The following is a 23,447-nucleotide window of genomic DNA, read 5'->3' on the forward strand; positions in this document are numbered from 1 at the left end:
CCGGGGATCAGCATAAGAGGACCAAGTTGACAACTGAACTCAATCCCACCCGCTTCGGCAGCGGCCAGGCGGTGCGCCGCCTCGAGGACGAAAGCCTCCTGTCCGGCACCGGACGCTACACCGACGACGTCACGCTCCCCGAACAGGCTCATCTCGTCTTCCTCCGGTCCTCGTATCCGCACGCGCGAATCCTCTCCATCGACACCAGCGCCGCCGCCGCCATGCCCGGCGTGCTGCGCGTGATCACCGGCGCGGAAATGGTCGAAGCCGGCGTCAAGCCCTTGCCCGGCGCGGCCGGCTTCAAGCGCGCGGATGGCAGCGACAGCGCCAGCCCGCCACGCTATGCCATCGCCCATGAGCGCACGCGTTTCGTCGGCGAGGTGGTGGCTGCGGTCGTGGCCGACACGGTTCAACAGGCGCGCGATGCCGCCGAAGCCATCATGGTCGACTACGAAGACCTGCCCATGGTGGTCGACCTCGCGAGCGCCACCGCCGACGGGGCGCCGCTGCTGTGCGAGGAAGCCACCGGCAACGTTGCCGCCGAGATGCGCCACGGCAGCAGCGAGGCCGCCACGGCCGCCTTCGCCAAGGCCAGCCACGTGGTCGCGCTCGACGTGAACAATCAGCGCGTGGTCGCCCTGACCATCGAGCCGCGTTCCGTGCTCGCGGCGCGCGACGCCCAGACCGGCCGCCTCACGATCCGCATGAGCACGCAGATGCCCTCCGGCGTGCGAGATGCCGTCTGCGCCGCCATCGGCCTGCCCAAGGAAAAGGTGCGCGTGGTGGTGGGCGACGTTGGCGGCGGCTTCGGCATGAAGACCGGCGCCTACCCCGAGGACATCGCCGTCGCCTTCGCGGCGCTGCAGGTGAACCGGCCCGTGAAGTGGGTGGCCGACCGCAGCGAAGAGTTTCTCTCCAGCGCGCACGGCCGCGACATCGAGGCGCGCGCCGAGATGGCGCTGGACGCAGACGGCAGGATCCTCGCGCTGCGTATCAAGACCCTGGCCAACGTCGGCGCCTACGCCACCGGCACCGGCGTCGCGATCCAGCTGCTGATCGGCCCCTGGGTGCAGACGAGCGTCTACGACATCCAGACCATCGACTTCCACTTCAAGGCGGTGCTCACCAATACGGCGCCCACTGGTGCCTACCGTGGCGCCGGCCGGCCCGAAGCCATCTTCACCATCGAGCGGCTCATGGACGAGGCCGCGCGGCAGACCGGCATCGACCGCATCGTGCTGCGCCGGCGCAACTTCATTCGCCCCGAGCAGATGCCGTACAAGAACCCGATGGCGCAGACCTACGACACCGGCAACTTCGAGTCGGTGATGGACCAGGCGCTCACGCTCGCCGACTGGCAGGGCTTCGAGACCCGCGCGGCGGAGTCGGCCGGCCGGGGCAAGCACCGGGGGCTGGGCATCGCCACCTTCCTGGAGTGGACGGGCGGCAACGTCTTCGAGGAGCGCGTCACCGTCTCGGTGCAGGCCGATGGCGTGATCGAGGTTTTCTCGGCCGTCAACGCCATGGGGCAGGGCATCGCCACCTCGCTGGCACAGCTTGCCGTGGATGCCTTCGGCGTGCCCATCGAGAAGGTACGCGTGGTGCTCGGCGACACCGACCGCGGCGACGGCTTCGGCAGCGCCGGATCGCGTTCTCTCTTCACCGGCGGCTCGGCCGTGCGAATCGGCGCCGAGCGCACCATCGACAAGGCGCGCGAACTGGCCGCGCAGGAGTTCGAGGCCTCGCTCGACGACATCGTCTACAGCCGCGGCGTCTTCAACGTGGCCGGCACCGACCTCGAGCTCGACCTCTTCACCCTGGCGGCCAAGCAGCCGGGGCGCGAGATCTTCGTCGACTCCACCAGCACCGTGGCGGGCCCCACCTGGCCCAACGGTTGCCACATCTGCGAGATCGAGATCGATCCGCCCACCGGCGAGATCAGCGTGGTGGCCTACAGCTCGGTCAACGACGTGGGCCGCGTCATCAACCCGATGATCGTGCGCGGCCAGCTCGAAGGCGGCGCGGTGCAGGGCATCGGGCAGGCGCTGTACGAGCAAGTGGTGTACGACCACGAGACCGGCCAGCCCGTCACCGGCAGCCTGATGGACTACGCCGCCCCGCGCGCGGACATCGTCGACACCATGTTCAACATGGAGATGGACGAGTCGACGCCCTGCAAGAACAACCCGCTGGGCGTGAAGGGCGTGGGCGAGCTGGGCACCATCGGCGCCACGCCGGCCATCGTGAATGCGGTGGCGGACGCCTTCGCGCGCAACGGCCTGGCCACGCGCGCACCGCGCCTGCACATGCCGCTGAGCCCTGCGCGTGTCTGGCAGGCGATGCAAACGGTCGATTGAGCAATCGTTTTCGTGGGGCAGAAAGGCGTCGGCCATGCTTGTCACCAACGAAGTACAGACCGACGCGATCCGCATCGCCAGCTACCGCTGCGACGCGGGTCCCGACGCACAGCCCTTCACCGAGCTGCACGAAGGCTATTCGGTCTCGTACGTGCGCAAGGGCAGCTTCGGCTATCGCACGCGCGGCAATGCCTATGAACTGGTCGCCGGCTCGGTGCTGGTCGGCTGCCCGGGCGACGAGTACGTCTGCACGCACGACCACCATGTCTGCGGCGACGAGTGCCTTGCCTTCCACCTCTCGCCCGGCTTCGTAGACCTGATCGGCGGCGACGCCAGGACCTGGCGCACCGGCGGCGTGCCGCCGCTCGCGGAGCTGGTAGTCATCGGCGAACTGGCGCAGGCCGCGGCCGATGGCCAGAGCGATGTCGGGCTGGACGAACTGGGCATGTGGTTCGCGAGCCGCTTCGTCGAAGTCGTTTCCGGCAAGGCGAAGCCCAAAGTGCCTTCGTCGGCCATCTCACGCGACCGCCGCCGCGCGGTCGATGCGGCGATGTGGATCGACGCCAATTCGCAGCACGACATCGGCCTCGACGGCGCCGCGGCCGAAGCCGGCCTGAGCTCCTTCCACTTCCTGCGGCTGTTCTCGCAGGTGCTGGGCGTTACGCCGCACCAGTACCTCGTGCGCTCGCGGTTGCGCCATGCCGCGCGCCTGCTGGCCGACGACGACAGCCGGCCAGTGACCGATGTGGCTATGGACGTGGGCTTTGCCGACCTCAGCAACTTCGTGCGCACCTTCCATCGCGCAGCGGGCGTGTCGCCGGGCGGCTTTCGCAAGGCGGCCAAGGGCGACCGCAAGATTCTCCAAGAGCGCATCGCGGCGCTCTTCGATGATGGACTCCTGATCAACACATCGAGCAGGAAGCCATCATGTACGACCACATCGGACTGAAAGTCAAAGACCTCGCCGCGAGCCGCCGCTTCTACGAGGCCGCGCTTGCGCCGCTCGGCCACGTGCCGGGCCCGTATGACGACAGCTACGCCGGCATCGGCCCGGCCAACGAGCCGGCGCTGTGGCTCTACGCCGCCAAGGGCGCGAAAGGGCCGGGCACGCACATCGCATTCCGCGCGCCGAACCACGAGGCCGTGGCTGCCTTCCACAAGGCCGGCCTGAAGGCGGGCGGCACCGACAACGGCGGCGCCGGCCCGAGGCCGGACTACAGCCCGACCTACTACGCGGCTTTCCTGATCGACCCCGACGGCAACAACGTCGAGGCGGTCTGTCCCTGAAGCGAGGTTCGACGCCATGGCCACGGTCTACAAGGAATTCATCGTCGAGGCGAGCGCGGCGCAAGTCTGGGACGCGCTGCGCGACTTCAACGCGGTGCACACGCGGCTCGCGCCGGGCTTTCTGACAGCCTGCACGATCGACGGGGAGGGCGCGCGCATCCTGACTTTCGCCAACGGCCTCGTCGCGCGCGAGGTGCTGGTGGGCGTCGACGATGCCCATCGCCGGCTGGCCTACACAGTCACCGGCGGGCAGGCGAAGCATCATCACGCGACGGCGCAGGTGTTCGAAGAGGGCGAAGGCTGCTCGCGCTTCGTCTGGATCACCGACGTGCTGCCCGATGCAATGGCGGCGTACATCGGGCCGATGATGGAGCAGGGCGGGGCGGCCATGAAGGCCGCGCTGGAAGGTCGCCCCGCCCCGGTTGCGGCAGCCTAGAAGTCCTCGAGCGGCAGCCCGACGTAGTTCTCCGCCAGCGCGGTGGAGGCTGCGTTCGAATGCACGAGATAGTCGAGCTCGGCTTCCTGGATCTTCTGCCCGAAGGCGCCTGTCTCCGGAAAGCGGTGCATCAGCGAGGTGAACCACCACGAGAAACGCTCGGCCTTCCAGACGCGGCGCAGGCACAGGTCGGAGTAGCGGTCGAGCGCCGAGGCCGACTTCTCGCCGTAGAAGATCTCGAAAGCGCGCGAGAGATACCCCACGTCGGCGGTCGCGAGGTTCAGGCCCTTGGCGCCCGTCGGCGGCACGATGTGCGCCGCGTCGCCCGCCAGGAAGAGCGAGCCGAAGCGCATCGGCTCGGCGACGAAGCTGCGAAGCGGCGCGATGCTCTTTTCCAGCGAAGGGCCGGTCACCAGGCGCTCGCGCGCCTCGGGGTCAAGACGCTCGCGCAGCTCGTTCCAGAAGGCCTCGTCGCTCCAGTTCTCCACGCGCTCCTCGGTGGGCACCTGCACGTAGTAGCGGCTGCGCGTGGCGCTGCGCATGCTGCACAGCGCGAAGCCGCGCTCGGTGTTGGCGTAGATGAGTTCGTGCGACACCGGCGGCACGTCGGCCAGCACGCCTAGCCAGCCGAAGGGGTATATCTTCTCGTAGGTCTGGATCGCATCGGCCGGCACGCTGGCGCGGCTCACGCCGTGGTAGCCGTCGCAGCCGGCGATGAAGTCGCATTCGATCTCGTGCGTCTGGCCGTCTTTCTCGTAGCGCACGCGCGGCTTGCCCGACTGGAAGTCGTGCAGGCTCACGTTGGCTGCGCTGTAGATGGTGGTGAGCCCTTCGGCCGCGCGCGCTTCCATCAGGTCGCGCGTCACTTCGGTCTGGCCGTACACCGTTACCTGTTTGCCGCCCGTGAGGCCGTGCATGTCGATGCGGTGGCGCGCGCCCTTGAAGAGCAGCTCGATGCCCTCGTGCGGCAGCCCTTCGGCCTTCGCACGGGCGTCGACGCCAGCACGCGCCAGCAGGTCCATCGTGACCTGCTCCAGCACGCCGGCGCGGATGCGGCCGAGCACGTAGTCGCCGCTCTGGCGTTCGACGATGACGTTGTCGATGCCTGCCTTGTACAGAAGCTGCCCGAGCAGCAGGCCGGCGGGACCGGCTCCGATGATGGCGACCTGGGTGCGCATGTTTCGTGTCTCCGAGAGGGTTTCGTGGAGCGTAGGCCGCCCCGGTCGTGCTGTGGAGGTCGCTTGCGCGGCTGTGTGCGATCATGCGAATGCGTGCGCGATCATCGCGCAACACTTCCACAGACGACGAACCACCTCTTCCATCCATCGAAGAATGAGCATCGCCAAGGCCGATTTCATCGAGGGCATCGCCAAGGGAATGGCGGTGCTCGAAAGCTTCGACACCGAGCGCCAGCGCCTGAACGCCACGCTGGCCGCCGAGCGCGCCGGCCTCACGCGCGCCGCCGCCCGCCGCCACCTGCTGACGCTGGCCCACCTGGGCTACCTGGAAACCGACGGCAGCTATTTCTGGATGGCGCCGAAGGTGCTGCGCTTCTCGGGCAGCTATCTCGCCTCGTCGCGCCTGCCGCGCGCGCTGCAGCCCACGTTGAACCGGCTCGCGGCGCAGACCGGCGAATCGTTCTCGGCCGTGGTGCTCGACGGGGAGGAGGTCGTCATCGTCGCGCGCAGCGGCACCTACGGCACGCCGACCCGCGTGCTCGCGTACGGCCTGCACCTGGGCGCTCGGTTGCCCGCGCATGCCACTTCCACCGGGCGCGTGCTGCTGGCGGCGATGGCGCCGACGCAATTCACGCAATGGCTCAAGGGCCGGCACCTGGCGCGGCTCACACCCCGCACCGTGACCCAGGCGCGAGGCCTGCGGCAGCTGATCGCCCGTGCGCGCAAGGACGACTACTGCTTCGCCAGCGAAGAACACGAACTGGGCGTGCAGGCGCTGGCCGTGCCGCTGCGCGACATGCAGGGCCGCACGGTGGCGGCGCTCAACGTGGTTCTCTCGGGCACGCGCTACCAGGAGGAGGCGCTGCAGCGCGAGATGCTGCCGTTGCTTTTCGAAGCCGCGCGCGAAGTGCGGTCTCTGCTGTGAGCTCCGAGCCGATCTGAACTTTGGCTGCGGCCCGCGCCTCGAATCCCCGAAACGGACACAACCATGCGACTCCTCCTCCTCGAAGACGACGTGATGATCGGCGAAGCGGTGCTCGACCTGCTGCGCGCCGAACAGTACGCGGTGGACTGGGTGAAAGACGGCGAGGCCGCCGAATCGGCCCTGCGCACCCAGCAATACGACCTCGTGATGCTCGACCTGGGCGTGCCCAGACGCGACGGGCTGGAGGTGCTGCGCAACCTGCGCGCGCGCAAGCAGCGCATGCCGGTGCTGATCGCCACCGCGCGCGACTCGGTGCAGCAGCGCATCGAAGGCCTCGATGCAGGCGCCGATGATTACGTTCTCAAGCCTTACGACCTCGACGAGCTGCTGGCCCGCATCCGCGCCTTGCTGCGCCGCGCGGCGGGGCGCGCCGAGCCGGTGTACGAGCACATGGGCGTGAGCATCAACCCGGCCACGCGCGAGGTCACGGTGGCCGGCCAGCCGGTGGTGCTGTCGGCGCGCGAATGGGCCGTGCTGGAGCCGCTGCTGGCGCGGCCCGGCATGGTGCTGTCGCGCGCTCAGCTCGAGGAGAAGCTCTACAGCTGGAAGGACGAGATCAGCAGCAACGCGGTCGAGGTGTACGTGCACGGGCTGCGCAAGAAGCTCGGCGCGGAGTTCATCCGCAACGTGCGAGGCGTCGGCTACATGGTGCCGAAGCTATGACTCGCCCCCAGGCTTCGCGCACTTCGTGTCGCTTCGCCAACCCCCTTCCGGGGGCGACGTCTACGGACCGGCGAAGCCGGTTCCGTGACGTCTCGCGAAGGGGGCTTGAATGAGGAGGTTGTTTGGTTCGCTGACCGGTTCCTTGCGCGCCCGGCTGCTGTGGTTCCTGCTCGCGGCGATCGTGCTGGCTGCGGGCGCGCAGGCGCTGGTGGCCTACCGCACGGTGCTCGCGGAAGCCGACGACATCTTCGACTACCACATGCAGCAGATGGCGCTGTCGCTGCGCGCGGGCCTGCCGCCGAGCGCCGCGGTGGGTGGGCTGGGCGCCGCCGAGCAGAACTTCGATTTCGTCGTGCAGGTATGGACGGCCGACGGCGTGCGCATCTTCGAATCCGCGGAGCAGGCCGCATTGCCGCAACTGGCGGTGCTGGGCTTCGCCGACGTGAACGCGCGCGGCACCACCTACCGCGTGTTCTCGATGCAGACGCGCGGGCTGGTGATCCAGGTGGCGCAGGACATGGCGGCGCGGCGCCACATGGCCGGCACGCTGGCGCTGCGCACCATCGCGCCGGTGGCGCTGATGGCGCCGCTGCTGATGCTGGTCGTGTGGTGGGTGGTGAGCCGGTCGCTCGCGCCGGTGGCGCGCGTGCGAAGGCAGGTGGCCTCGCGGCAGGCGGACGATCTTTCCCCGGTGAGCGAGGAGAACCTGCCCGACGAGGTGCGCCCGCTGGTGCAGGAGCTGAACCTGCTGTTCGACCGCGTGCGCCATGCCTTCGATGCGCAGAAGCACTTCGTCGCCGATGCAGCGCACGAGCTGCGTTCGCCCCTGGCCGCGCTCAAGCTGCAGGTGCAGGGCCTGCAGCGCGCGCCCGACGATGCCTCGCGCGAGCTCGCCGTGAGCCGGCTGGTGGCGGGCATCGACCGCGCGACGCGGCTTGTCGAGCAGATGCTCGCGCTGGCACGGCATGAGGCCAGCATGGCGGCCGGAGCCAAGCCCGAGCCGGTGGATCTGGCCGAGGTCGCGCGGCTCGCGGTGTCCGACGCGGTGGCGGCTGCGCAGGCGCGCGGCATCGACATCGGCATCGCGCATGCAGACGAGGCGGCGGTGGTGCACGGCCAGTCGGAAGCCCTGCGCATGCTGCTGCGCAACCTGCTGGAGAACGCCATCAAGTACACGCCGGTCGAGGGCCGGGTCGACATCGGCATCGCGCGCCAGGGCGACGCCGTCGAGCTCACCGTGGACGACAGCGGACCGGGCCTGCCGCCCGAGGAGCGCGAGCGGGTGCTCGACCGGTTCTACCGCTCGGGTGAATCGCAGGCGCCGGGCAGCGGCCTGGGGCTGTCCATCGTCAAGTCGATCGCCGATCTGCATGGGGCGACGGTGGCGCTCGACCAGTCGCCCAGCCTTGGCGGGCTGCGCGTGCTGGTGCGCTTTCCGGCGCGCGCCTGAGCCCCTTGCGGCGGCGCCGCGCCGTTTAAGCGGCGCTTAAGTCAGACCCGCGACATTCCTTTCATCGTTTTGCGTCCATACGCCTTGAAAGGAACCGACAAATGAACTCACGTCTGACTTCTCCCCGTGCCCTGGCCATCGCGCTGGCAAGCGCCGGCGTGATCGGTGCCGTCGGCGCCGGCGCCTACACCAGCGCCCGCGCCGTGGGCGCGCCGACCACGAATGCCGTCGCCACCGCGCCGGCCGCCATGGTCACGCTGCCCGACTTCTCGACGATCACTTCGCGCGACGGCCCGGCCGTGGTCAACATCAGCGTGACCGGCACCATGAAGGCCTCCGACGACGAGGCCGCCGCGGAGATCCAGGGCATCGATCCGGACGATCCGATGTTCCAGTTCTTCCGCCGCTTCCAAGGCCAGATGAACCCGCGCGGCCAGCAGCAGCAGCGCGAGGTGCCGGTGCGCGCGCAGGGCTCGGGCTTCATCGTCGACCCCAGCGGCATCATCATCACCAACGCCCACGTCGTGAAGGACGCGAAGGAAGTCACCGTCAAGCTCACCGACCGCCGCGAATACCGCGCGAAGGTGCTGGGCGCCGATGCCAAGACCGACATCGCGGTGCTCAAGATCGACGCGAAGAACCTGCCGGTGCTCGCGCTGGGCAAAACCAAGGACCTGAAGGTCGGCGAATGGGTGCTGGCGATCGGCTCGCCCTTCGGCTTCGAGAACACCGTGACGGCCGGCGTGGTGAGCGCCAAGGGCCGCTCGCTGCCCGACGACAGCTACGTGCCCTTCATCCAGACAGACGTGGCCGTGAACCCCGGCAACTCCGGCGGTCCGCTGCTCAACACGCGCGGCGAGGTGGTCGGCATCAACTCGCAGATCTACAGCCGCAGCGGCGGCTACCAGGGCGTGTCGTTCGCGATCCCGATCGACGTGGCGATCCAGGTGAAGGACCAGATCGTCGCCACCGGCAAGGCGCAGCATGCGCGTCTGGGCATCGCGGTGCAGGAGGTGAACCAGGCCTTCGCCGATTCGTTCAAGCTCGACAGGCCCGAAGGCGCGCTGGTCTCCAACATCGAGAAGGGCGGCCCCGGCGACAAGGCCGGCCTGAAGGCGGGCGACGTGATCCGCAAGGTCGACGGCCAGCCCATCGTGTCCTCGGGCGACCTGCCCGCGGTGATCGGCCAGCAGGCGCCGGGCAAGAAGGTCACGCTCGAAGTGTGGCGCCAGGGCGAACGCCAGGAGCTGCAGGCCAAGCTCGGCGATGCGAGCGACAAGCCCGCCAAGGTCGCGAAGGCCGATGCCGACGTGGGCCAGGGCAAGCTGGGCCTGGCGCTGCGCCCGCTGCAGCCGCAGGAAAAGCGAGAAGCCTCCGTCGACAACGGCCTGCTGATCGAGGATGCCGCCGGCCCCTCGGCTCAGGCCGGCGTACAGGCGGGCGACGTGCTGCTGGCCATCAACGGCACACCCGCGCAGAGCGTGGAGCAGGTGCGCGAGGTGGTGGCGAAGGCCAGCAACAAATCGGTGGCGCTGTTGATCCAGCGCGGTGAAGACAAGATCTTCGTGCCGGTCCGGATCGGCTGATCCCGCTTTCAGGTATGACGTCGCGAGCCCAGAGCCTCTCGGCGCACATCCTGCCCACGTCGGCCACCATGATCGGCGTGTGCATGACCGTGATGTCCATCGGGCACCTCGGGCCGCGCGACGACATGCGGCTGCTGATCGACCGCCTTCTCGCGGTGGACGCGCTGGTCTTCCTGGCCAGCGCGTTGCTGTCTTTCATCTCGATGCGCTCGCGCAGCTCCGGCGCGAAGCTGGAGGCGTGGGGCGAAATGGTCTTCATCGCCGGCCTCGGGCTGCTGGCGCTCGGCGCGGTGACGCTGGCCTTTGCCCTGCGCTGACCGCGCGGCGCCTCAGGCGGGCGAGCAGGGCCAGTCGAGCTGCATGCGCGTGCCGCCGGCGGCCGGGTCCGCCGTCTCGATCTGCAGCCGCGCGCCGATGGACTGCGCGCGCGCCCGCATGTTGGCGATGCCGTGGCCCGTTCTCCCGCTGTTGGCCTGCACCGAAGGCAGGCCGCGTCCGTTGTCGGTGAGCATGATGCGCACCAGCGAAGGCGTCTCTTCCCCGTGCCAGCTCGCGTGCATCACGATGCGCGTGGCGCCCGCGTGCTTGAGCACGTTGGTGAAGGCCTCCAGCAGGATGCGCTGCAGCTGCAGGGCCGCCTGCGCGGCGAAGGGCTCCAACTGCGGGATCACTTCCACGTCCCACACCAGCTCGATGGCGGCTGCATCGAGCCGCGGCTGCAGGCGGTAGCGCAGCGTCGCCAGCACGGTGGCCAGGTCGTCGTGCGTGGGCTGCAGCGAATCGACGGCCATGCGCATCTCGTCGAGCGCGAGCTTCACGTGTTCCTCGATCACCGTGCGGTCTGGCCGGGCCTGCGTCACCACGTTGAGCAGCCCGACCAGCTGCGAGCCGACGCCGTCGTGGATCTCCCGCATGATGCGCTGCCGCTCCAGCAGCACGGCCTGTTCCTGCTGCTGCTGGCGCATGGTGTCGAAGGCACTGCGCAACTGGTCCTCGCGCTCGGCCACGCGGGCCGCGAGGTTGGCGTTGAGCGCGCGGTAGTCGGCCACGGTGCGGCTGTAGCGCTCCACCACCAGGCCGGCCAGGATCATCACGAAGAAGAACATCGCGTGCGCCGTGAGCGTGTAGTAGGCGCCGCCGAAGAGGCCCATGCGCACCAGCAGCAGGTCGTGCGCGCCGGCCAGGATGGCCAGCGTGCCCGCGGCCATCAGCACGCCCGCGATGCGGCGCCGGTCTACCAGCGCGCCGTACACCACGTAGGGCAGGCAGATGATGCTGATGCATTGCAGGATGACGAGGCCGCCGGTCCACAGCAGCGGCTGCGCGAAGGCGAAGGAGGCACAGGCCAGCGTGACCGACAGCGCCAGCGCGGTGTAGATGGAGCGCACCAGCCACGGCGGGTTGCGCTCCAGCACCAGCAGCACGAAGCGCGCGATCAGCCCGATGTGGCAGGCATAGCAGACCGCCACGATGGCGCCCCACAGCGGCCAGGGAATGGCCATGTCGGGCCACACGCGGTCGAGATTGCGCGCCACGCCCGACAGCGCCGCCAGCGCGAAGCAGCCGTAGAGCGCGTCGCGCTGGCGCAGCCACAGCCCGCCGGCGATGCCGCCCATCAGCAGCAGGCTCACCGCGTAGACGATGGCCGAGGTGTTGCGCCAGTTCTGCCGCGCACGGTAGACCGCCGCCAGCGAGGCCTCCGGGCCGTAGTGGATGCTGGCCAGCCCCGCGCCGCGCTGACGCTGGATGGTGGTGCGCACCACCAGCGACTGCGGCTGGCCGTCCTGCTGCAGCACGGCCGGCACCGGCACCAGCAGGTTGCTCTTGGAGGCGTCGTAGTTCGGTATGCCCAGCGTGCCGTAGCTGGCCACCAGCGCGTCGTTGAACGAGATCGCCACCTGGTTGCCCGCGCCCGAGAGCAGCACGGCCGCGGACTTGCCGGCCGGCACGGCGGCGGCGGGCAGCTCGATGCGGTAGGTCGCCTTGCCGCCGCGGCCGGGGAACTCGTGGTCCCAGCGAAAAGGCAGCTGCACCCGGCGCTGCTGCACGGGCTGGCCATCGGGTTCGAGCTCGGCCTCGGCCCAGACGACGTCGAAGGCATCGGGCGCTTCCGCCGCGTCGGCTCGGGTCCCCGCCGACGCCAGCACGAGCCACAGGCACAGGGCGGCGAGCAGCAGGCGGCAGAGGCCGCCGGCGGTCACGCTAGGGAAGCCAGCCGAGGTTGCGGGCCTCGAACACAGCTTCCGATTTGTTGTGCACATCCAGCTTGCCGTAGATATTGCGGATATGGGTTTGGACAGTCGAGGCCGAGACTCCCATCTGCACCCCGACTTCGACATAGGTGAAACCACGAGAGACCAGGTCGAGCACCTCGAACTCGCGCGGCGACAGGCGCTCCGGGGCGACCGTCGCGGTGCCAGCAGTCTTGGCCGCCGCCTGCTCCCTGGGTGCGGCGCCCGAATGGGCCTGCCAGCGGCGCAGCAGCTTGCGCGCGATCACCGGCGACATCGGCGAGCCGCCGGCGCGCAGGTGGCGGATGTGGGTGGCGAGATCGGCCTCGGTGCCGTCCTTCAGCAGGTAGCCGCTGGCGCCGGCCTCGAATGCCTGGACCATGTTGGCCTCGTCGCCGAAGATCGAAAGCACCATCACCGCGCAGGCGGGCTGCATGTTGCGGCACTGGCTGATCACCTGCAGCCCGGGCCGGTCGGGCAGGCCGAGGTCCACCAAAAGCACGTCGATCGGGTTGTCGACCAGCCAGCGCAGGATGTCGCTGGCGTTGGAGGCGCTGTAGGCCAGGCTCAGGGACGGGTCCGCGTCCACCACGCGCGAGATGCGTTCGCGCATGCCGGTGTCGTCTTCGACGAGGGCGACCTGTGTTTCCGCGGTCATGCCTGGTACACCGGGTTGTGGAGGCTGGATGCGCTCATGCATGACGTGACGATGAGGCGCATGGGAAAGAAGGCCTTGGATTTCTGCTGGATGGCACAAAGGGTAGGGGGCGGCTTGCGGGCTGCCCATCCTATATACGGGGGAGGCGGCCTACGGTTTTCGGTGGCTGCTCGGTGGACTGCCCGCCGCCTTGCCCGCCGACCTTGCGAGCCGCGAAGCAACCAGGGCGAGGTGTTCGACCAGTTCACGAGGCGATTCGACCTCGAAATCGTACGGTAGGCAACCGAGCCAGACCGACAGCGCGTCGAGCGAATTGGCGCCGGTGGCGATGCGGGTGGCGCCTTCGCCGGTGTCCTGCGGCGTGCCGCTGACCCAGCCGAGGTAGGGCTCGAGCGCGCCGGCGGGCGCGTGCACCACCACCTGCGCGTGATGCAGGTAGGGGGAGACCTTCAGCGCATGCTCCATGTAGCTCGCGACGTCGCCATGGGGCAGCCGGCGCGGCGTGAAGCGCTCGCCGGTGGGCTCGGGATCGACGATGCGGTCGAGGCGGAAGGTGCGCCAGTCCTCGCGCGCGGTGTCCCATGCCAGCAGGTACCAGCGCCGTCCCGTCTGCACCACGCGATGCGGCTGCGCGGTTCGCTCGGTGAGGGCGTCGTGGTGGTCGCGGTAGCCGAAGCGCAGTTCGAGCCGCTCGGTGCACGCTTCGGCCAGGAAGGACACGGCCTTCAGGCGCACGGGCGACTTGTCGTGCATCACCGGCACCACCGATGCGCGCACGCTGTCGAGCCGGCGGCGCAGGCGCGGCGGCATCAGCTGCTCGAGCTTGGCCAGCGCGCGCATCGAGGCGTTCCCGATGTCGCCAGTGGCGCCGGCCGGGTTGCCCAGGCCGAGCGCGACTGCGATGGCTTCCTCGTCCTCCAGCAGCAGCGGCGGCATCGCTGTGCCCGCGCCCAGCCGGTAGCCGCCGGCCACGCCGGAGGTGGAATCGACTGTGTAGCCCAGGCTGCGCAGGCGCTCGACGTCGCGGCGCAGCGTGCGCTCGGTGATCTCGAGCCGGGCGGCGAGGTCGGCGCCCGTCCAGGAGCGCTGCGCCTGGAACAGCGAAAGAAGCCGGATCAGGCGTGCGGTGGCGGACAGCATGCGCGCATCATGCCTGTAATCGAGGACAGGATCTGTCCGCAATGGGTCGTAACCTTGCTTCCACTTTCAACCCCCGCACCGCGGAGCACAGGACACCGACCCATGAAGAAGACATACAACGGCAGCTGCCATTGCGGCAAGGTTCGCTTCCAGGCCCTGATCGATCTCGCAGAAGGCACCGGCAAGTGCAATTGCTCGATCTGCACCAAGACCCGCGCATGGGGCGCGATCGTGAAGCCGGATGCCTTCACGCTGCTGGCGGGGGAGGAGGAGCTGTCGCTGTACCAGTTCAACTCGCACAGCACAGAGTGGCTGTTCTGCAGGAACTGCGGCGTGCGCTCTTTCGGACGTGGCAACGTGCCCGAAATCGGCGGCGCCTACGTGAGCGTGGCGGTGAACTGCCTGGACGGCGTGACGCTGGAGGAACTGTCGACGGTGCCCGTCCGGTACATGGACGGGCGCAACAACAACTGGTTCGAGGCGCCGGCCGAGACGCGCTACCTCTGAGCGAGGCGGGTGCGGCCGGCGGGCTGCTGCCTTACTTGCGGCGGCGGGTTGCCGGCGCGGCGCCGGGCGCCGAGGTCTGCGAGGGAGCCGCTCCGCCGTCCACGCCCAGACGGCCGCCGCCGCCCAGGCCCTGGCCGCGCACCGTCTGCGCCTTGTAGTTGCGCAGCGAGCGGACCATCTGGTTGAAGGCGTCCATGAAGGCCGCCGCGATCACCTTGCCCTGCGGCGTGCGGGTGTAGCCGCCGATGCCACCGGCGGCGGAGAGGCCGCCCAGGCCGGCGAAGCCCGCGAAGTCGGTCTTGGAAGCACTGCCTTCGGCGGCAGCGACCTGCACGCCCGAGCGGTTGTCGATCAGCGTCAGCAGCGCGCTGGCTTCCTTGGTCTGCAGGCTCGCGCCGAGGCTGGCGATGGCGCGGCCGCGGCCGCCGCCCACCAGGCCGCCGAGCGCGCCGCCCAGGCCACCGGCATCGCTGTTGCTGAACACGATCTCGGGCGACAGGCCGTAGTCGGACGCCACCATCTGGCCGCGGCCGAAATTGCTGCCGCCGCGCATTTCGCCCGACTGCATCAGCGCGCGTTCGCGCGTCATCGCGTTCATGCCGGCTGCGCTGCGCTCGACCACCACGAAGCAGTTCGACTGCTGCACCAGCAGGCGCAGCAGGTTGGCCGTGGGAGGCAGCTTGTATTCGCCGGTGAGGATGGTGTACCAGCCCGCGTTCACGTTCTCGATCAGCGAGACCGTGCCCAGCGGCGAATCGCAGCGCTCGAGCTGGCTGCTTTCGCCGGAGGTTGCGGCGCCGGCGGCGCTGCCGGTGGCCACGGTCTTGGCCGACTGGCTGCCCATTTGCATGTCCATGGTCTGGCAGCCCGAAAGGGCCAGCAGGCCGGCGAGTGCGCTTGCGAGAGAGAGTTTAGAAAAAGCCATGTCCCGATCTGGTCAAGTGAAAAGAATGCGGCGCCCGTTGCGGACGTCACTTGTCAAGATCGAAGATGGATCTGCCTTGGCCTGTATGACCTCCCGATTCGACGCGCCGCCGGCGACCGCGCGACGATACGGTCCGAGAATCCGGCACACCAGTGCCGAAAGTCATGTGCATGTTCGCGCGGCCTGGTCGCTTGCCGTCCACCGCGTGGGTGGCGCCTCGACCAGAGTCCGAAACCGGGGACGCGTGGGCAACGGCAACCCATGTCCTCGATCGCTCCTGTCGCTGCCGTCGTGCAGGCGCGATGCGCCGGGGACGGGCGGGAGGAGCGGGGCGATTCTATTACTTTGGAAACGTTTGGAAGCGCGGTGAAACAACGGCCGTGCCTGCGCCGCCGGCCCGTCGAGGAGGAGCGCCGCGAAGCAGCGGCCCCGAAAGTTACAGTCGGACCCTCACTTCCAGGAGTTTTCAGATGGCGACCAAGAAGAACATCGTTGGAGAAGCAGCCTTGGAACTGACCCGCCAGCAGGTGCAGCAGGCGCTGGTCATCGCAGGATCCTCGAAATTCGGCGGCGCGGCCGATCCGGCTTTCGTCGGCTCCATCCTGGTGGCCCTGGCGGTCAACACGAGCTCCGTGAGCGCGACCATCGACAGCGCCAAGGACCGCACCAGCGCCGTGATCAAGCACTGAGCGAACGACCGGCCTCAGCGCGTGTAGTCGCCGCTGGCCTCCGGCTGGAAGAGCACCGCCGACACGCGCGCTGAGCGCTCCACGCCGTTGGGCATGCGCCAGCAGGCGAGCGCGCCGGCCTTCACGCCCAGCAAGCCGATGCCGACCGGCGACAGCACCGAGACGAAGCCCGCGCCGGGCTGCGAATCGCCCGGATAGCACAGCGTGATCTGCTGGCGCTGGCCAGTGGCCGGGTCTTCGATCTCCACCTGGGAATTCATCGTCACGAGGTCTGCCGGGACTTCGCGCGAGGGCAGCACGTCCGCTGCGTCGAGCAGTTCGGCGAGCGCCGGCGGAAGCTGGTGATCCGCCAGTTTGCCCAGGCGGACGAAGTCGAGTTCGGTGAGCGTGCGCTCTCCGTGAATGGTTGCAAGCATGAAGCACTCCAATCGAGTGCGGCGCCGTCAGTGAGTGATGAAATGAACGGCGTCGCGGCCGCGCGGCGGGTGCCCGGCGGTCAATGGTTCGCGCATCAGAAGGAAGGGTAGCGGACCGCCGGGCTCAGGAAAGTGCGCAAGTGCGTCGGTAGGCGGCCATGGTCGCCGCGGTCGCGACATCGCCGGCGCGCGCTGCATCGAGTGCAGCGTGCTTGCGGGAGTCGAACGAAAGACGGGCCATTCGCGCGAGTGTAGGGACGTGACCTGGGCCCATCAAGCAATGGCCTCACGTGACGCGGGATGTGCGGGGCATCGCGTTCCAGCCGCGCTGGCCTTACTCACGCCGCCCTCGTGCGGCGGATGGGAATGAGCAGATCGGTGCGCAGTTCCGCCTGCGAGACCTGTCGCGGCGAATTCAGGTAGTGCTCCAGCGTGGGCCGGTCGTCGGGCTCGTAGCCGCTGGCGGGCAGCCAGCGGATGTAGAGGGCGCGCACGGCGGCGTTGATCTGCGTGTACGGGCCGGCAAGGCGATGCACCGCGTAGCAGCCGCCGGGAATGTCGAGCATCTCTATCTCGGGGGCGTCCGGCCAGGGGTCGGGGGAGTCCAACGCGGCGTAGTAGCTGTAGCCGGCGCCGCTCTCGGAATCGCCGAAGGAGGCGCCCCAGCGATCCGAGATGCGCGCGGAGCCTGCATGCTGGCGCAGCCGCCGATGGGTGTGCGGAATCGTGGAGAACGGCCCCTGGTGCCGCAGCGCGTGAAGCCGCCGCGTCGGGTGCTCGACGATCCGTACGGCCGGTGCGGCGATTCGTTCATCGGGTTGCGGCAACACGTCGACGTCGAGGATCGCCCGCACCACCTTCTGCTGGAACGAGCGCGGCGACTGTCCCGTGAACTGGCCGAACGCGCGCGTGAAGGCCTGCGGGCTTTCGTAACCCACGGCCAGCGCGACCTGCGTGATGCTCTGGTCGCCGTTTTCCAGCAGCCGGGTGGCGAGCGCCAGTCGCACGCGGCGGACCGTGGCGGCCACGGTTTCACCGGCCACGCTCGCGTAGACGCGGTGGAAGTGGAAGGGCGAGAAGTGCGCGAGCCGCGCGAGGTCCTCGAGCCGATGCTCGGCCATTGGATCGGCAACGATGGTCGCGACGGCGCGCGCCACGCGGGCGCGGTAGTCCTGCTCGATGCGACGGCTGCCTTCCATGCGCGCGAGTGTGCGCCTTTCGCGAGAAGAGCACTTAGCCGACTTTGCTCATGCAGGCCATCTGGTCGCGGCAAAGAAAAAGCCCGCTGTCCGATAAAGACAGCGGGCTCTTCATAGGCCTTGCGGCTTGATGGTGGCTCCTCGACCTGGGCTCGAACCAGGGACCTACGGATTAACAGTCCGGCGCTCTACCGACTGAGCTATCGAGGAACAAGCCTTAAATTATATGCAATGGATTTGCCGTTCCCGGCCGCTCGACTGCATTTTTTGCATCGATGCGACGATTGATCGCAACAAACGCCGAACACCACCGCAAATGAAAAGCCCCGCTACCTTGTGAGTAGCAGGGCTTCCAGTGGCCTTGCGGCTTGATGGTGGCTCCTCGACCTGGGCTCGAACCAGGGACCTACGGATTAACAGTCCGGCGCTCTACCGACTGAGCTATCGAGGAACAAGCCTTAGATTATAGCGTTCTTTTTTGCGGCTTTTCAACTTCGCATTCAAAGAGCAACGCTCAGCCCCAGGCGCAGCGTGCGCGGCGCACCGGGGAACAGGTACACGTGGCTGAACTGGTAGGGCGATTCCTTCCAGTAGCGGCGATCGAAGAGGTTGTCGACCGACAAGGTCCAGCTCGCGTTCGCGCCGCGCAGCTTGGTGTCGTAGCGCAGCACCGCATCCACGCGCGTCCACGAAGGCAGCGTGACCGAGCCATCGGGCAGCACGTTGCGGCGGCCTTCGTACGAGAGCTGTCCCGCCACCTCGAGGCCCGGCACCGATGCGAAGCGGTAGGCGGTCTGCGCGCGCAGCACCTGCTTGGGCACGTTCGTGGGCGACTCGCCGTTGAGCGCTGGATTGGCCGTGCTGCCGCGCCGCTTGGCATCGATCAGCGTCAGGCTGCCGCCGATGCGCCACGGCCCCTGGTTCCACTGCGCGCCCGCTTCGAGGCCGCGATGCACCGCCTTGCCGTCGTTGCGCACTTCGCACAAGCCGCTGCACAGGTCGGTGTTGGTCAGCGGCCGCGAGATGTCGAACCATGCGAGCTGCCAGTTGAAGGCATCGCTGCCGCCCTTGATGCCCAGTTCCCACTGGCGCGAGCGCAGCGCGGGCAGGGCCTGCCCGGCGTTGCTGTACTGCGAGATCTTGTTCGGAACCACCTGCGACTCGACACCGCGCCCCCAGCTCGCATAGGCCATGAGTCCCGGCTGGATGGCGTAGCTTGCGGCGATCCACGGCGTGGTCACGTCCTGCTTGTAGCCGGTCGGGTTCGAGCCGTCGTTGCCGATGCTGCGGCGGTCGAGCCGCGTGTGGCGCGTGCCGAGCCAGGTGGTGAAGCGGTCGTTCCAGCGGATCGCGTCCTGCACCGAGAACTCGGTCGATCGTTCGTCGCGGTTGGTCTGCGGCGTGGTGGCGTCCGGCGCGGGCGGCACGATGGCCGTGCCCCAGATGTTGCCGGTGCCCGCGTAGTTGTAGGCCTGGTTGTCGAAGCGGTTGCGCACGCGGCTTTGCATCAGCCCGAAGCCGAGTTCGTGCCGCACGCTGCCCGTCGTCACGTTGCCCTTCAGGTTGATGCTGCCGGCTGTCAGCGTGCGGCGCTCGTTGTCGCTGCGGAAGTCGTAGAAGTCGAAGGTGCCGTCGGAGCAGTAGCGGTCGTAGTTGCCTTCGGCGCCGCAGCCGAAGGCATAGGCCAGGCGGTCGTCGCTCTTCAGGCGCTGCTGGCCGATCTGCGCGCTCCAGCGCCAGTCGGCGTTCAGCGCCTGGCTGAAGCGCACCGTGCCCGTCAGCGCCTTGAACACCGAGGGCTGCGACCACGGCTGGTTGTTGAGGTTGATGCGCGGATCGACCGGCGCCGGCAGCACGCTGCCCAGCAGGCTGTAGCCGTTCTGGCTGGGCTGCGTCTTGCGGCTTTGCTCGATCTCGAACTCCAGCACCGAGTCGCGCGTGATGCGCCAGTCGGCCGCGAGCGAGAACAGGTTGCGGTTGCCGTCCAGGTTGTGCGTCAGCGGCTTGAGGTTCTCGCTCGCCACGTTGATGCGGTAGCCGAACTGCCTGTTCTCGCCGAAGCGCCCGCCGAGGTCGATGGCGCCCAGCAGGCTGCCGCGGCTTGAGATCTCGATGCGCACTGTGCGCAGGTCCTGTTCGGTGGGCCGCTTCACGACGTAGTTGACCAGCCCGCCCGGCGCGCTGGTGCCGGCCTGTATGCCGCTGGTGCCGCGCAGGATCTCGACGCGCTCCTTGTTGTCGAGCGGGATCGATGTCTCGGCGCTGATCGGCAAGCCCTCGCGCCGGTAGTTGAAGCGGTTGTCGAGCACGAAGCCGCGTACCGTGAGGTAGTCCCAGTAGCCGGCGGCGTTGTAGGCGTCGGTGACCGAGGCGTCGAATTGCGTGAGGTCGGCGAGCCGGCGCGCGCCGCTGGCCTGCAGTTGTTTGCTGTCGATCACCGTGGCCGAGATCGGCAGCTCGCGCAGCGGCACGTCGCCGAAGCCGCTGACGTCGGCCTGCGGCGCGGTCGTGCCTTCGCTGACGGTGATCTCGGGCAGCGCGGATTGCTGCTGCGCATGCGCTGAGCACGCCGCGGCGAAGAGCATGGCTGCCAGCGCGCGCGAGACGGGAGACAGCCGGTGCCGGCTGGAAGAATCGAAGGGAAGCTCGGTCTTTTTCATTCTGTTCATTTGCCCGCGGCGGCATCGATGGCCGCCATCCATTGCGCGGCGGTGGCCTCGGGGTCTTCGGCCGCGACCAGCGCGCGCACCACCGCGACGGAGCCGACTCCGGTCGCCAGCACCTCCGGCAGCCGCACCGCATCGATGCCGCCGATGCCGACCTGCGGATAGCCGCGCAGCAGCCGTGCATAGGCGCCCAGCCGCGCCACGCCCTGCGGCGCAGTCGCCATCTTCTTTAGTGTGGTCGGGTACACCGCGCCCATGGCGATGTAGCTCGGACTCACCTTGTCGGCGCGCACCATGTCCGCATAGCCATGCGTGCTGACGCCCAGCCGCAGGCCCGATGCGCGCAGCCGGCCGAGGTCTTCGGGCGAGAGCGCGTCGAGATCCTCCTGGCCCAGATGGATGCCGTAGGCGCCGGCCGCGATGGCCGTCTGCCAGTGGTCGTTGATGAAGAGCAGAGCGCCCGTGCCTTGCACCGCCTCGACGGCCGCCTGCACCTCGCGCTCGATGGCGGCGCCGTCGTCCGACTTGAAGCGCAGCTGCACCGTCGGCACGCCCGCGCGCGCCATGCGGCCGACACATTGGGCATCGGGCAGCACGGCATAGAGGCCGAGCCGCTCAGGGCAGGGCGGAAACGCGTCGTCGCGAGCGGTGGGCGGAAAGGGGCGCATGCCGAAGTCTTCCGGCGCATCGGGCCACAGCGCGGCGTCGAAGCTGCTCAGGCGCTGCGTCTGCGCGCGCCAGGCGTGGGCCAGGCATTCGGCGTCGATCTCGATGAAGCCCAGCGCGGAGCACGCGCGCTTGGCGCCGCGATACACCGGATCGTCGGAAGAGAAGCTCGGCGCGCTCACCGGCGCCGACGTGATTGCGCCGAGGCGCAAGCCGTGCGCCGCGACGATGGCCTGCGCGATGGCGCCGGAGTCGAAGGTGGTGCTCATGATTCGTGGTGCCAGAAAGGGGTGCCGAGCACGGGCGTGCTGGGTTGCGCGGCCTCCTGCGCGGCCATGGCGTCGGCGCGATGCGCGCTGCGGCCGGCCTGCACCGCGTCGGCGAAGGCGCCGGCCATCGCGACCGGGTCCTGCGCCAGCGCGACGGCGGTGTTCAGCAGCACGCCGTCGTATCCCCACTCCATCACCTGGCAAGCGTGCGAAGGCAGACCCAGGCCCGCGTCCACCAGCATCGGCACCTTGAGGCGGTCGCGCAACACCTGCAGCGCGTAGGGATTGACCGGCCCGCGGCCGGTGCCGATGGGCGCGGCCCACGGCATCACCGCCTGGCAGCCGACGTCAACCAGCCGCTGGCACAGCACCAGGTCCTCGGTGCAGTAGGGCAGCACCTTGAAGCCCTCGCGGATCAGCTGCGAGGCTGCGTCGACCAGGTTCAGCGTATCGGGCTGCAGCGTGTAGTCGTCGCCGATCAGCTCCAGCTTGATCCATGGCGTGTCGAAGAGCTCGCGCGCCATCTGCGCGGTGGCGACCACCTCCTCCACGCTGTGGCAGCCGGCGGTGTTCGGCAGCACCGGCACCGCGAGCTTGCGCAGCAGCTCCCAGAAGCCGTTGCCCAGTTCGCTGTTGCCCGAGCCCTGGCTGGCCGTCTGCCGGCGCAGCGAGGCTGTCAGCATCGCGGGCTTCGCGCGCTTCACCGCGGCTTCGAGCAGGTCGGGCGAGGGATAGCGCGCGGTGCCCAGCAGCAGGCGGCTCTGGAAGGTCTCGCCATAGAGCACCAGGGGATCGTTCGTGGTCGTCATTTCTGTTGTCTCCATCAATCAGCCGCCCGTCACGGGGCGGATCACTTCGACGCGGTCTTCGGGCTGCAGCGTGCGCGTGGCGTAGGCCGAGCGCGGAACGAATTCGCGGTTCACAGCCACGGCGAAGGGCGGCGTGGCCTCCAGCGCGGCCAGCGCGTCGGTCAGCTTCGCTTCGTCGGGCAGGGTGAAGGGCTTGTCGTTGATCAGGATGTTCATCGTCATGTGTCTTGGGTCTCCATGCCGAAGCTCTTCGCGAGGGGCGAGTGGCCCTGCGTCAGCACCTCCATCGCGGCATCGAGCATCGCGGGCGCGATCATGAAACCGTGGCGGTACAGGCCGTTGATCTGCAGCACGCGCGGCTGTGGCAGGCGCAGGGCAGGGAGGTTGTCGGGCAGCGTGGGCCGGCACTGCGTGGCGATCTCGACGATGCGCGCCTCGGCGAAGCCGCTGTGCACCGCGTAGGCGGCGCTCAGGAGTTCGAGCGTGGAGCGCACGCTGGCGGGCGACATGTCGTCCGACTCGATCTCCGTCGCGCCGATCACGAACAGGTTGCCGGGCTTGGGCGCGATGTAGAGCGGGTAACGCGGGTGCACCAGGCGTGTGGGCCGCTGCAGGCTCACCTCGGGCGCATGCACGCGGATCACCTCGCCGCGCACGCCGCGCAGTGCGTTCCATTGCGGGCGGGCACCGAGGCCGCGGCAGTCGATCACCCAGCCGGGCTGGCCGGCAGCACCGGGTGCGAAGTCCGAAGGCGCACGTGGCGATTGCCAGTGCAGCGTGACACGAGGATCGCTCTCGAGCGTGGCAAGCAGCGACGCCAGCAGCGCGCGGTTGTCGAGCTGACCTTCGCCTGGAAGGAACAGGCCCTGCGCGAATCGCTGGCCCAGCGAGGGCTCCAGAGTGGCGATCGCGCGGGCATCGACGGATTGCATCGGCGCCAGCTCGGGCACCTGCGCACCGGTGTTCGCGAGCACGCGGGCGAGGCGCGTGGCCTCCGCGGCATCCTGCCGGTGCCAGAGCACCAAAGTACCTTCGCGCTGGAAGAACACAGGCTCCGCCAGCGGCGCGAGCAGCTCGGGCCAGCGCGACAAGGCGTGCTGCCCCATGCGTACCACCGACACCGGCGCCACGGCCGATTCGGCCAGCGGCGCGAGCATGGCGGCGGCCACACGCGCCGCAGCACCTTCGGCCTCGGGGCTGCCGGCCTCGAACACGTCGACCTTGCAGCCGGCCCGCGCGAGCGTCACCGCCATCAGCCGGCCCATGAGGCCCGCACCGAGGATGGCGACGGAGTCGAAAGGAAGGCTCATGCCGGGGCTCCTTCGCGTCG

The 23,447-nt window shown here is 68.9% G+C and carries 23 protein-coding genes and 2 tRNA genes; 11 read left to right on the forward strand and 14 right to left on the reverse strand.

Annotated elements, in window-relative coordinates:
* Nucleotides 1-26: 26 nt before the first annotated feature.
* From ACHMXA_RS16895 to ACHMXA_RS16910, 4 genes are read left to right on the forward strand one after another with little or no spacing between them, the layout of a single operon-like run.
* Complete coding sequence (locus ACHMXA_RS16895; protein ID WP_395315881.1) at nucleotides 27-2,357, forward strand: xanthine dehydrogenase family protein molybdopterin-binding subunit; 2,331 nt, start codon at nucleotides 27-29, stop codon at nucleotides 2,355-2,357.
* Between the two features lie 34 nt (nucleotides 2,358-2,391).
* Nucleotides 2,392-3,306, forward strand: a complete 915-nt coding sequence (locus ACHMXA_RS16900; RefSeq protein WP_395315882.1) for a helix-turn-helix domain-containing protein — start codon at nucleotides 2,392-2,394, stop codon at nucleotides 3,304-3,306.
* Nucleotides 3,285-3,644: a VOC family protein gene (locus ACHMXA_RS16905; RefSeq protein WP_176663736.1), complete on the forward strand. Its 360-nt coding sequence runs from the start codon at nucleotides 3,285-3,287 to the stop codon at nucleotides 3,642-3,644. Before ACHMXA_RS16900 ends, ACHMXA_RS16905 begins: the two co-directional genes overlap by 22 nt.
* Nucleotides 3,645-3,660: 16 nt before the next feature.
* Nucleotides 3,661-4,080 carry an SRPBCC family protein gene (locus ACHMXA_RS16910; RefSeq protein ID WP_395315883.1) on the forward strand — a complete coding sequence of 140 codons (420 nt, stop codon included), beginning with the start codon at nucleotides 3,661-3,663 and terminating at the stop codon, nucleotides 4,078-4,080.
* Here the strand turns inward: ACHMXA_RS16910 and pobA are convergent.
* A complete protein-coding gene (gene pobA, locus ACHMXA_RS16915) occupies nucleotides 4,077-5,258 on the reverse strand; it encodes a 4-hydroxybenzoate 3-monooxygenase (protein WP_395315884.1) in 1,182 nt (393 codons plus the stop codon). The two genes, ACHMXA_RS16910 and pobA, sit on opposite strands and share 4 nt — an antisense overlap.
* A 154-nt stretch (nucleotides 5,259-5,412) precedes the next feature.
* Between pobA and ACHMXA_RS16920 the strand changes: the two genes are divergently transcribed.
* The 5 genes from ACHMXA_RS16920 (at nucleotide 5,413) to ACHMXA_RS16940 (ending at nucleotide 10,259) form a co-directional block, all read left to right on the forward strand.
* On the forward strand, nucleotides 5,413-6,183 hold the full coding sequence (locus ACHMXA_RS16920) for an IclR family transcriptional regulator C-terminal domain-containing protein (RefSeq protein WP_176663739.1): 771 nt from the start codon (nucleotides 5,413-5,415) through the stop codon (nucleotides 6,181-6,183).
* Nucleotides 6,184-6,246: 63 nt separating this feature from the next.
* The gene (locus ACHMXA_RS16925; RefSeq protein WP_395315885.1) at nucleotides 6,247-6,906 is read left to right on the forward strand and encodes a response regulator; all 660 of its coding nucleotides are present in this window, start codon (nucleotides 6,247-6,249) and stop codon (nucleotides 6,904-6,906) included.
* A gap of 109 nt (nucleotides 6,907-7,015) precedes the next feature.
* The gene (locus ACHMXA_RS16930; protein WP_395315886.1) at nucleotides 7,016-8,356 is read left to right on the forward strand and encodes an ATP-binding protein; all 1,341 of its coding nucleotides are present in this window, start codon (nucleotides 7,016-7,018) and stop codon (nucleotides 8,354-8,356) included.
* Between the two features lie 101 nt (nucleotides 8,357-8,457).
* On the forward strand, nucleotides 8,458-9,942 hold the full coding sequence (locus ACHMXA_RS16935; protein ID WP_395315887.1) for a DegQ family serine endoprotease: 1,485 nt from the start codon (nucleotides 8,458-8,460) through the stop codon (nucleotides 9,940-9,942).
* Between the two features lie 14 nt (nucleotides 9,943-9,956).
* Nucleotides 9,957-10,259 carry a hypothetical protein gene (locus tag ACHMXA_RS16940; protein ID WP_395315888.1) on the forward strand — a complete coding sequence of 101 codons (303 nt, stop codon included), beginning with the start codon at nucleotides 9,957-9,959 and terminating at the stop codon, nucleotides 10,257-10,259.
* Nucleotides 10,260-10,271: 12 nt separating this feature from the next.
* On the opposite strand, the gene ACHMXA_RS16945 is transcribed toward ACHMXA_RS16940, so the two are convergent.
* The 3 genes from ACHMXA_RS16945 to ACHMXA_RS16955 form a co-directional block, all read right to left on the reverse strand.
* Nucleotides 10,272-12,143, reverse strand: coding sequence for a sensor histidine kinase (locus ACHMXA_RS16945; RefSeq protein WP_395315889.1), 1,872 nt, complete (start codon nucleotides 12,141-12,143; stop codon nucleotides 10,272-10,274).
* 1 nt (nucleotide 12,144) lies between these two features.
* Nucleotides 12,145-12,831 (reverse strand): response regulator, encoded by a 687-nt coding sequence (locus ACHMXA_RS16950; RefSeq protein WP_395315890.1) that lies wholly within the window; start codon nucleotides 12,829-12,831, stop codon nucleotides 12,145-12,147.
* Nucleotides 12,832-12,981: 150 nt separating this feature from the next.
* The gene (locus ACHMXA_RS16955; protein WP_395315891.1) at nucleotides 12,982-13,971 is read right to left on the reverse strand and encodes a helix-turn-helix transcriptional regulator; all 990 of its coding nucleotides are present in this window, start codon (nucleotides 13,969-13,971) and stop codon (nucleotides 12,982-12,984) included.
* Nucleotides 13,972-14,073: 102 nt separating this feature from the next.
* Between ACHMXA_RS16955 and ACHMXA_RS16960 the strand changes: the two genes are divergently transcribed.
* Nucleotides 14,074-14,478 carry a GFA family protein gene (locus ACHMXA_RS16960; protein WP_395315892.1) on the forward strand — a complete coding sequence of 135 codons (405 nt, stop codon included), beginning with the start codon at nucleotides 14,074-14,076 and terminating at the stop codon, nucleotides 14,476-14,478.
* A 31-nt stretch (nucleotides 14,479-14,509) separates the two neighbouring features.
* Here the strand turns inward: ACHMXA_RS16960 and ACHMXA_RS16965 are convergent, their stop codons facing one another.
* A complete protein-coding gene (locus tag ACHMXA_RS16965) occupies nucleotides 14,510-15,403 on the reverse strand; it encodes a CsgG/HfaB family protein (protein ID WP_126019203.1) in 894 nt (297 codons plus the stop codon).
* 470 nt (nucleotides 15,404-15,873) lie between these two features.
* Here ACHMXA_RS16965 and ACHMXA_RS16970 point away from each other — a divergent pair, with 470 nt between their 5' ends.
* Nucleotides 15,874-16,092: a hypothetical protein gene (locus ACHMXA_RS16970; protein WP_395315893.1), complete on the forward strand. Its 219-nt coding sequence runs from the start codon at nucleotides 15,874-15,876 to the stop codon at nucleotides 16,090-16,092.
* Between the two features lie 14 nt (nucleotides 16,093-16,106).
* On the opposite strand, the gene ACHMXA_RS16975 is transcribed toward ACHMXA_RS16970, so the two are convergent.
* The 9 genes from ACHMXA_RS16975 to ACHMXA_RS17015 form a co-directional block, all read right to left on the reverse strand.
* Nucleotides 16,107-16,508: a GreA/GreB family elongation factor gene (locus tag ACHMXA_RS16975; RefSeq protein WP_395315894.1), complete on the reverse strand. Its 402-nt coding sequence runs from the start codon at nucleotides 16,506-16,508 to the stop codon at nucleotides 16,107-16,109.
* Nucleotides 16,509-16,846: 338 nt separating this feature from the next.
* Nucleotides 16,847-17,707, reverse strand: a complete 861-nt coding sequence (locus ACHMXA_RS16980) for a GyrI-like domain-containing protein (protein ID WP_395315895.1) — start codon at nucleotides 17,705-17,707, stop codon at nucleotides 16,847-16,849.
* Nucleotides 17,708-17,841: 134 nt separating this feature from the next.
* Nucleotides 17,842-17,917 (reverse strand) — tRNA-Asn (locus ACHMXA_RS16985).
* Nucleotides 17,918-18,082: 165 nt separating this feature from the next.
* Nucleotides 18,083-18,158: transfer RNA gene (locus ACHMXA_RS16990), tRNA-Asn, on the reverse strand.
* 49 nt (nucleotides 18,159-18,207) lie between these two features.
* A complete protein-coding gene (locus ACHMXA_RS16995) occupies nucleotides 18,208-20,367 on the reverse strand; it encodes a TonB-dependent siderophore receptor (protein WP_395315896.1) in 2,160 nt (719 codons plus the stop codon).
* Between the two features lie 5 nt (nucleotides 20,368-20,372).
* A complete protein-coding gene (locus ACHMXA_RS17000) occupies nucleotides 20,373-21,308 on the reverse strand; it encodes a thiamine phosphate synthase (RefSeq protein WP_395315897.1) in 936 nt (311 codons plus the stop codon).
* Entirely contained in the window at nucleotides 21,305-22,117 is an 813-nt protein-coding gene (locus ACHMXA_RS17005; protein WP_395315898.1) for a thiazole synthase, read from the reverse strand. Before ACHMXA_RS17005 ends, ACHMXA_RS17000 begins: the two co-directional genes overlap by 4 nt.
* 18 nt (nucleotides 22,118-22,135) lie before the next feature.
* Complete coding sequence (thiS, locus tag ACHMXA_RS17010; RefSeq protein ID WP_395315899.1) at nucleotides 22,136-22,339, reverse strand: sulfur carrier protein ThiS; 204 nt, start codon at nucleotides 22,337-22,339, stop codon at nucleotides 22,136-22,138.
* Nucleotides 22,336-23,427 carry an FAD-dependent oxidoreductase gene (locus ACHMXA_RS17015; RefSeq protein ID WP_395315900.1) on the reverse strand — a complete coding sequence of 364 codons (1,092 nt, stop codon included), beginning with the start codon at nucleotides 23,425-23,427 and terminating at the stop codon, nucleotides 22,336-22,338. Before ACHMXA_RS17015 ends, thiS begins: the two co-directional genes overlap by 4 nt.
* Between the last annotated feature and the right edge of the window lie 20 nt (nucleotides 23,428-23,447).

It is taken from the genome of Variovorax sp. UC74_104 (genome assembly GCF_044055375.1).
GTDB lineage: Bacteria > Pseudomonadota > Gammaproteobacteria > Burkholderiales > Burkholderiaceae_C > Variovorax.

What these genes read in the sequence shown, in the direction of transcription:
- ACHMXA_RS16980 (WP_395315895.1), bottom strand. Translation starts at nt 17,707, where the DNA reads ATGGAAGGCAGCCGTCGCATCGAGCAGGACTACCGCGCCCGCGTGGCG.
- ACHMXA_RS16970 (WP_395315893.1), top strand. Translation starts at nt 15,874, where the DNA reads ATGGCGACCAAGAAGAACATCGTTGGAGAAGCAGCCTTGGAACTGACC.
- ACHMXA_RS16910 (WP_395315883.1), top strand. Translation starts at nt 3,661, where the DNA reads ATGGCCACGGTCTACAAGGAATTCATCGTCGAGGCGAGCGCGGCGCAA.
- ACHMXA_RS16940 (WP_395315888.1), top strand. Translation starts at nt 9,957, where the DNA reads ATGACGTCGCGAGCCCAGAGCCTCTCGGCGCACATCCTGCCCACGTCG.
- ACHMXA_RS16960 (WP_395315892.1), top strand. Translation starts at nt 14,074, where the DNA reads ATGAAGAAGACATACAACGGCAGCTGCCATTGCGGCAAGGTTCGCTTC.
- ACHMXA_RS16995 (WP_395315896.1), bottom strand. Translation starts at nt 20,367, where the DNA reads ATGAAAAAGACCGAGCTTCCCTTCGATTCTTCCAGCCGGCACCGGCTG.
- ACHMXA_RS16920 (WP_176663739.1), top strand. Translation starts at nt 5,413, where the DNA reads ATGAGCATCGCCAAGGCCGATTTCATCGAGGGCATCGCCAAGGGAATG.
- ACHMXA_RS16925 (WP_395315885.1), top strand. Translation starts at nt 6,247, where the DNA reads ATGCGACTCCTCCTCCTCGAAGACGACGTGATGATCGGCGAAGCGGTG.
- ACHMXA_RS17015 (WP_395315900.1), bottom strand. Translation starts at nt 23,427, where the DNA reads ATGAGCCTTCCTTTCGACTCCGTCGCCATCCTCGGTGCGGGCCTCATG.
- ACHMXA_RS16900 (WP_395315882.1), top strand. Translation starts at nt 2,392, where the DNA reads ATGCTTGTCACCAACGAAGTACAGACCGACGCGATCCGCATCGCCAGC.
- ACHMXA_RS16935 (WP_395315887.1), top strand. Translation starts at nt 8,458, where the DNA reads ATGAACTCACGTCTGACTTCTCCCCGTGCCCTGGCCATCGCGCTGGCA.
- ACHMXA_RS16975 (WP_395315894.1), bottom strand. Translation starts at nt 16,508, where the DNA reads ATGCTTGCAACCATTCACGGAGAGCGCACGCTCACCGAACTCGACTTC.
- ACHMXA_RS16965 (WP_126019203.1), bottom strand. Translation starts at nt 15,403, where the DNA reads ATGGCTTTTTCTAAACTCTCTCTCGCAAGCGCACTCGCCGGCCTGCTG.
- ACHMXA_RS16905 (WP_176663736.1), top strand. Translation starts at nt 3,285, where the DNA reads ATGTACGACCACATCGGACTGAAAGTCAAAGACCTCGCCGCGAGCCGC.
- ACHMXA_RS16930 (WP_395315886.1), top strand. Translation starts at nt 7,016, where the DNA reads ATGAGGAGGTTGTTTGGTTCGCTGACCGGTTCCTTGCGCGCCCGGCTG.
- thiS (WP_395315899.1), bottom strand. Translation starts at nt 22,339, where the DNA reads ATGACGATGAACATCCTGATCAACGACAAGCCCTTCACCCTGCCCGAC.
- pobA (WP_395315884.1), bottom strand. Translation starts at nt 5,258, where the DNA reads ATGCGCACCCAGGTCGCCATCATCGGAGCCGGTCCCGCCGGCCTGCTG.
- ACHMXA_RS16950 (WP_395315890.1), bottom strand. Translation starts at nt 12,831, where the DNA reads ATGACCGCGGAAACACAGGTCGCCCTCGTCGAAGACGACACCGGCATG.
- ACHMXA_RS17000 (WP_395315897.1), bottom strand. Translation starts at nt 21,308, where the DNA reads ATGAGCACCACCTTCGACTCCGGCGCCATCGCGCAGGCCATCGTCGCG.
- ACHMXA_RS16955 (WP_395315891.1), bottom strand. Translation starts at nt 13,971, where the DNA reads ATGCTGTCCGCCACCGCACGCCTGATCCGGCTTCTTTCGCTGTTCCAG.
- ACHMXA_RS17005 (WP_395315898.1), bottom strand. Translation starts at nt 22,117, where the DNA reads ATGACGACCACGAACGATCCCCTGGTGCTCTATGGCGAGACCTTCCAG.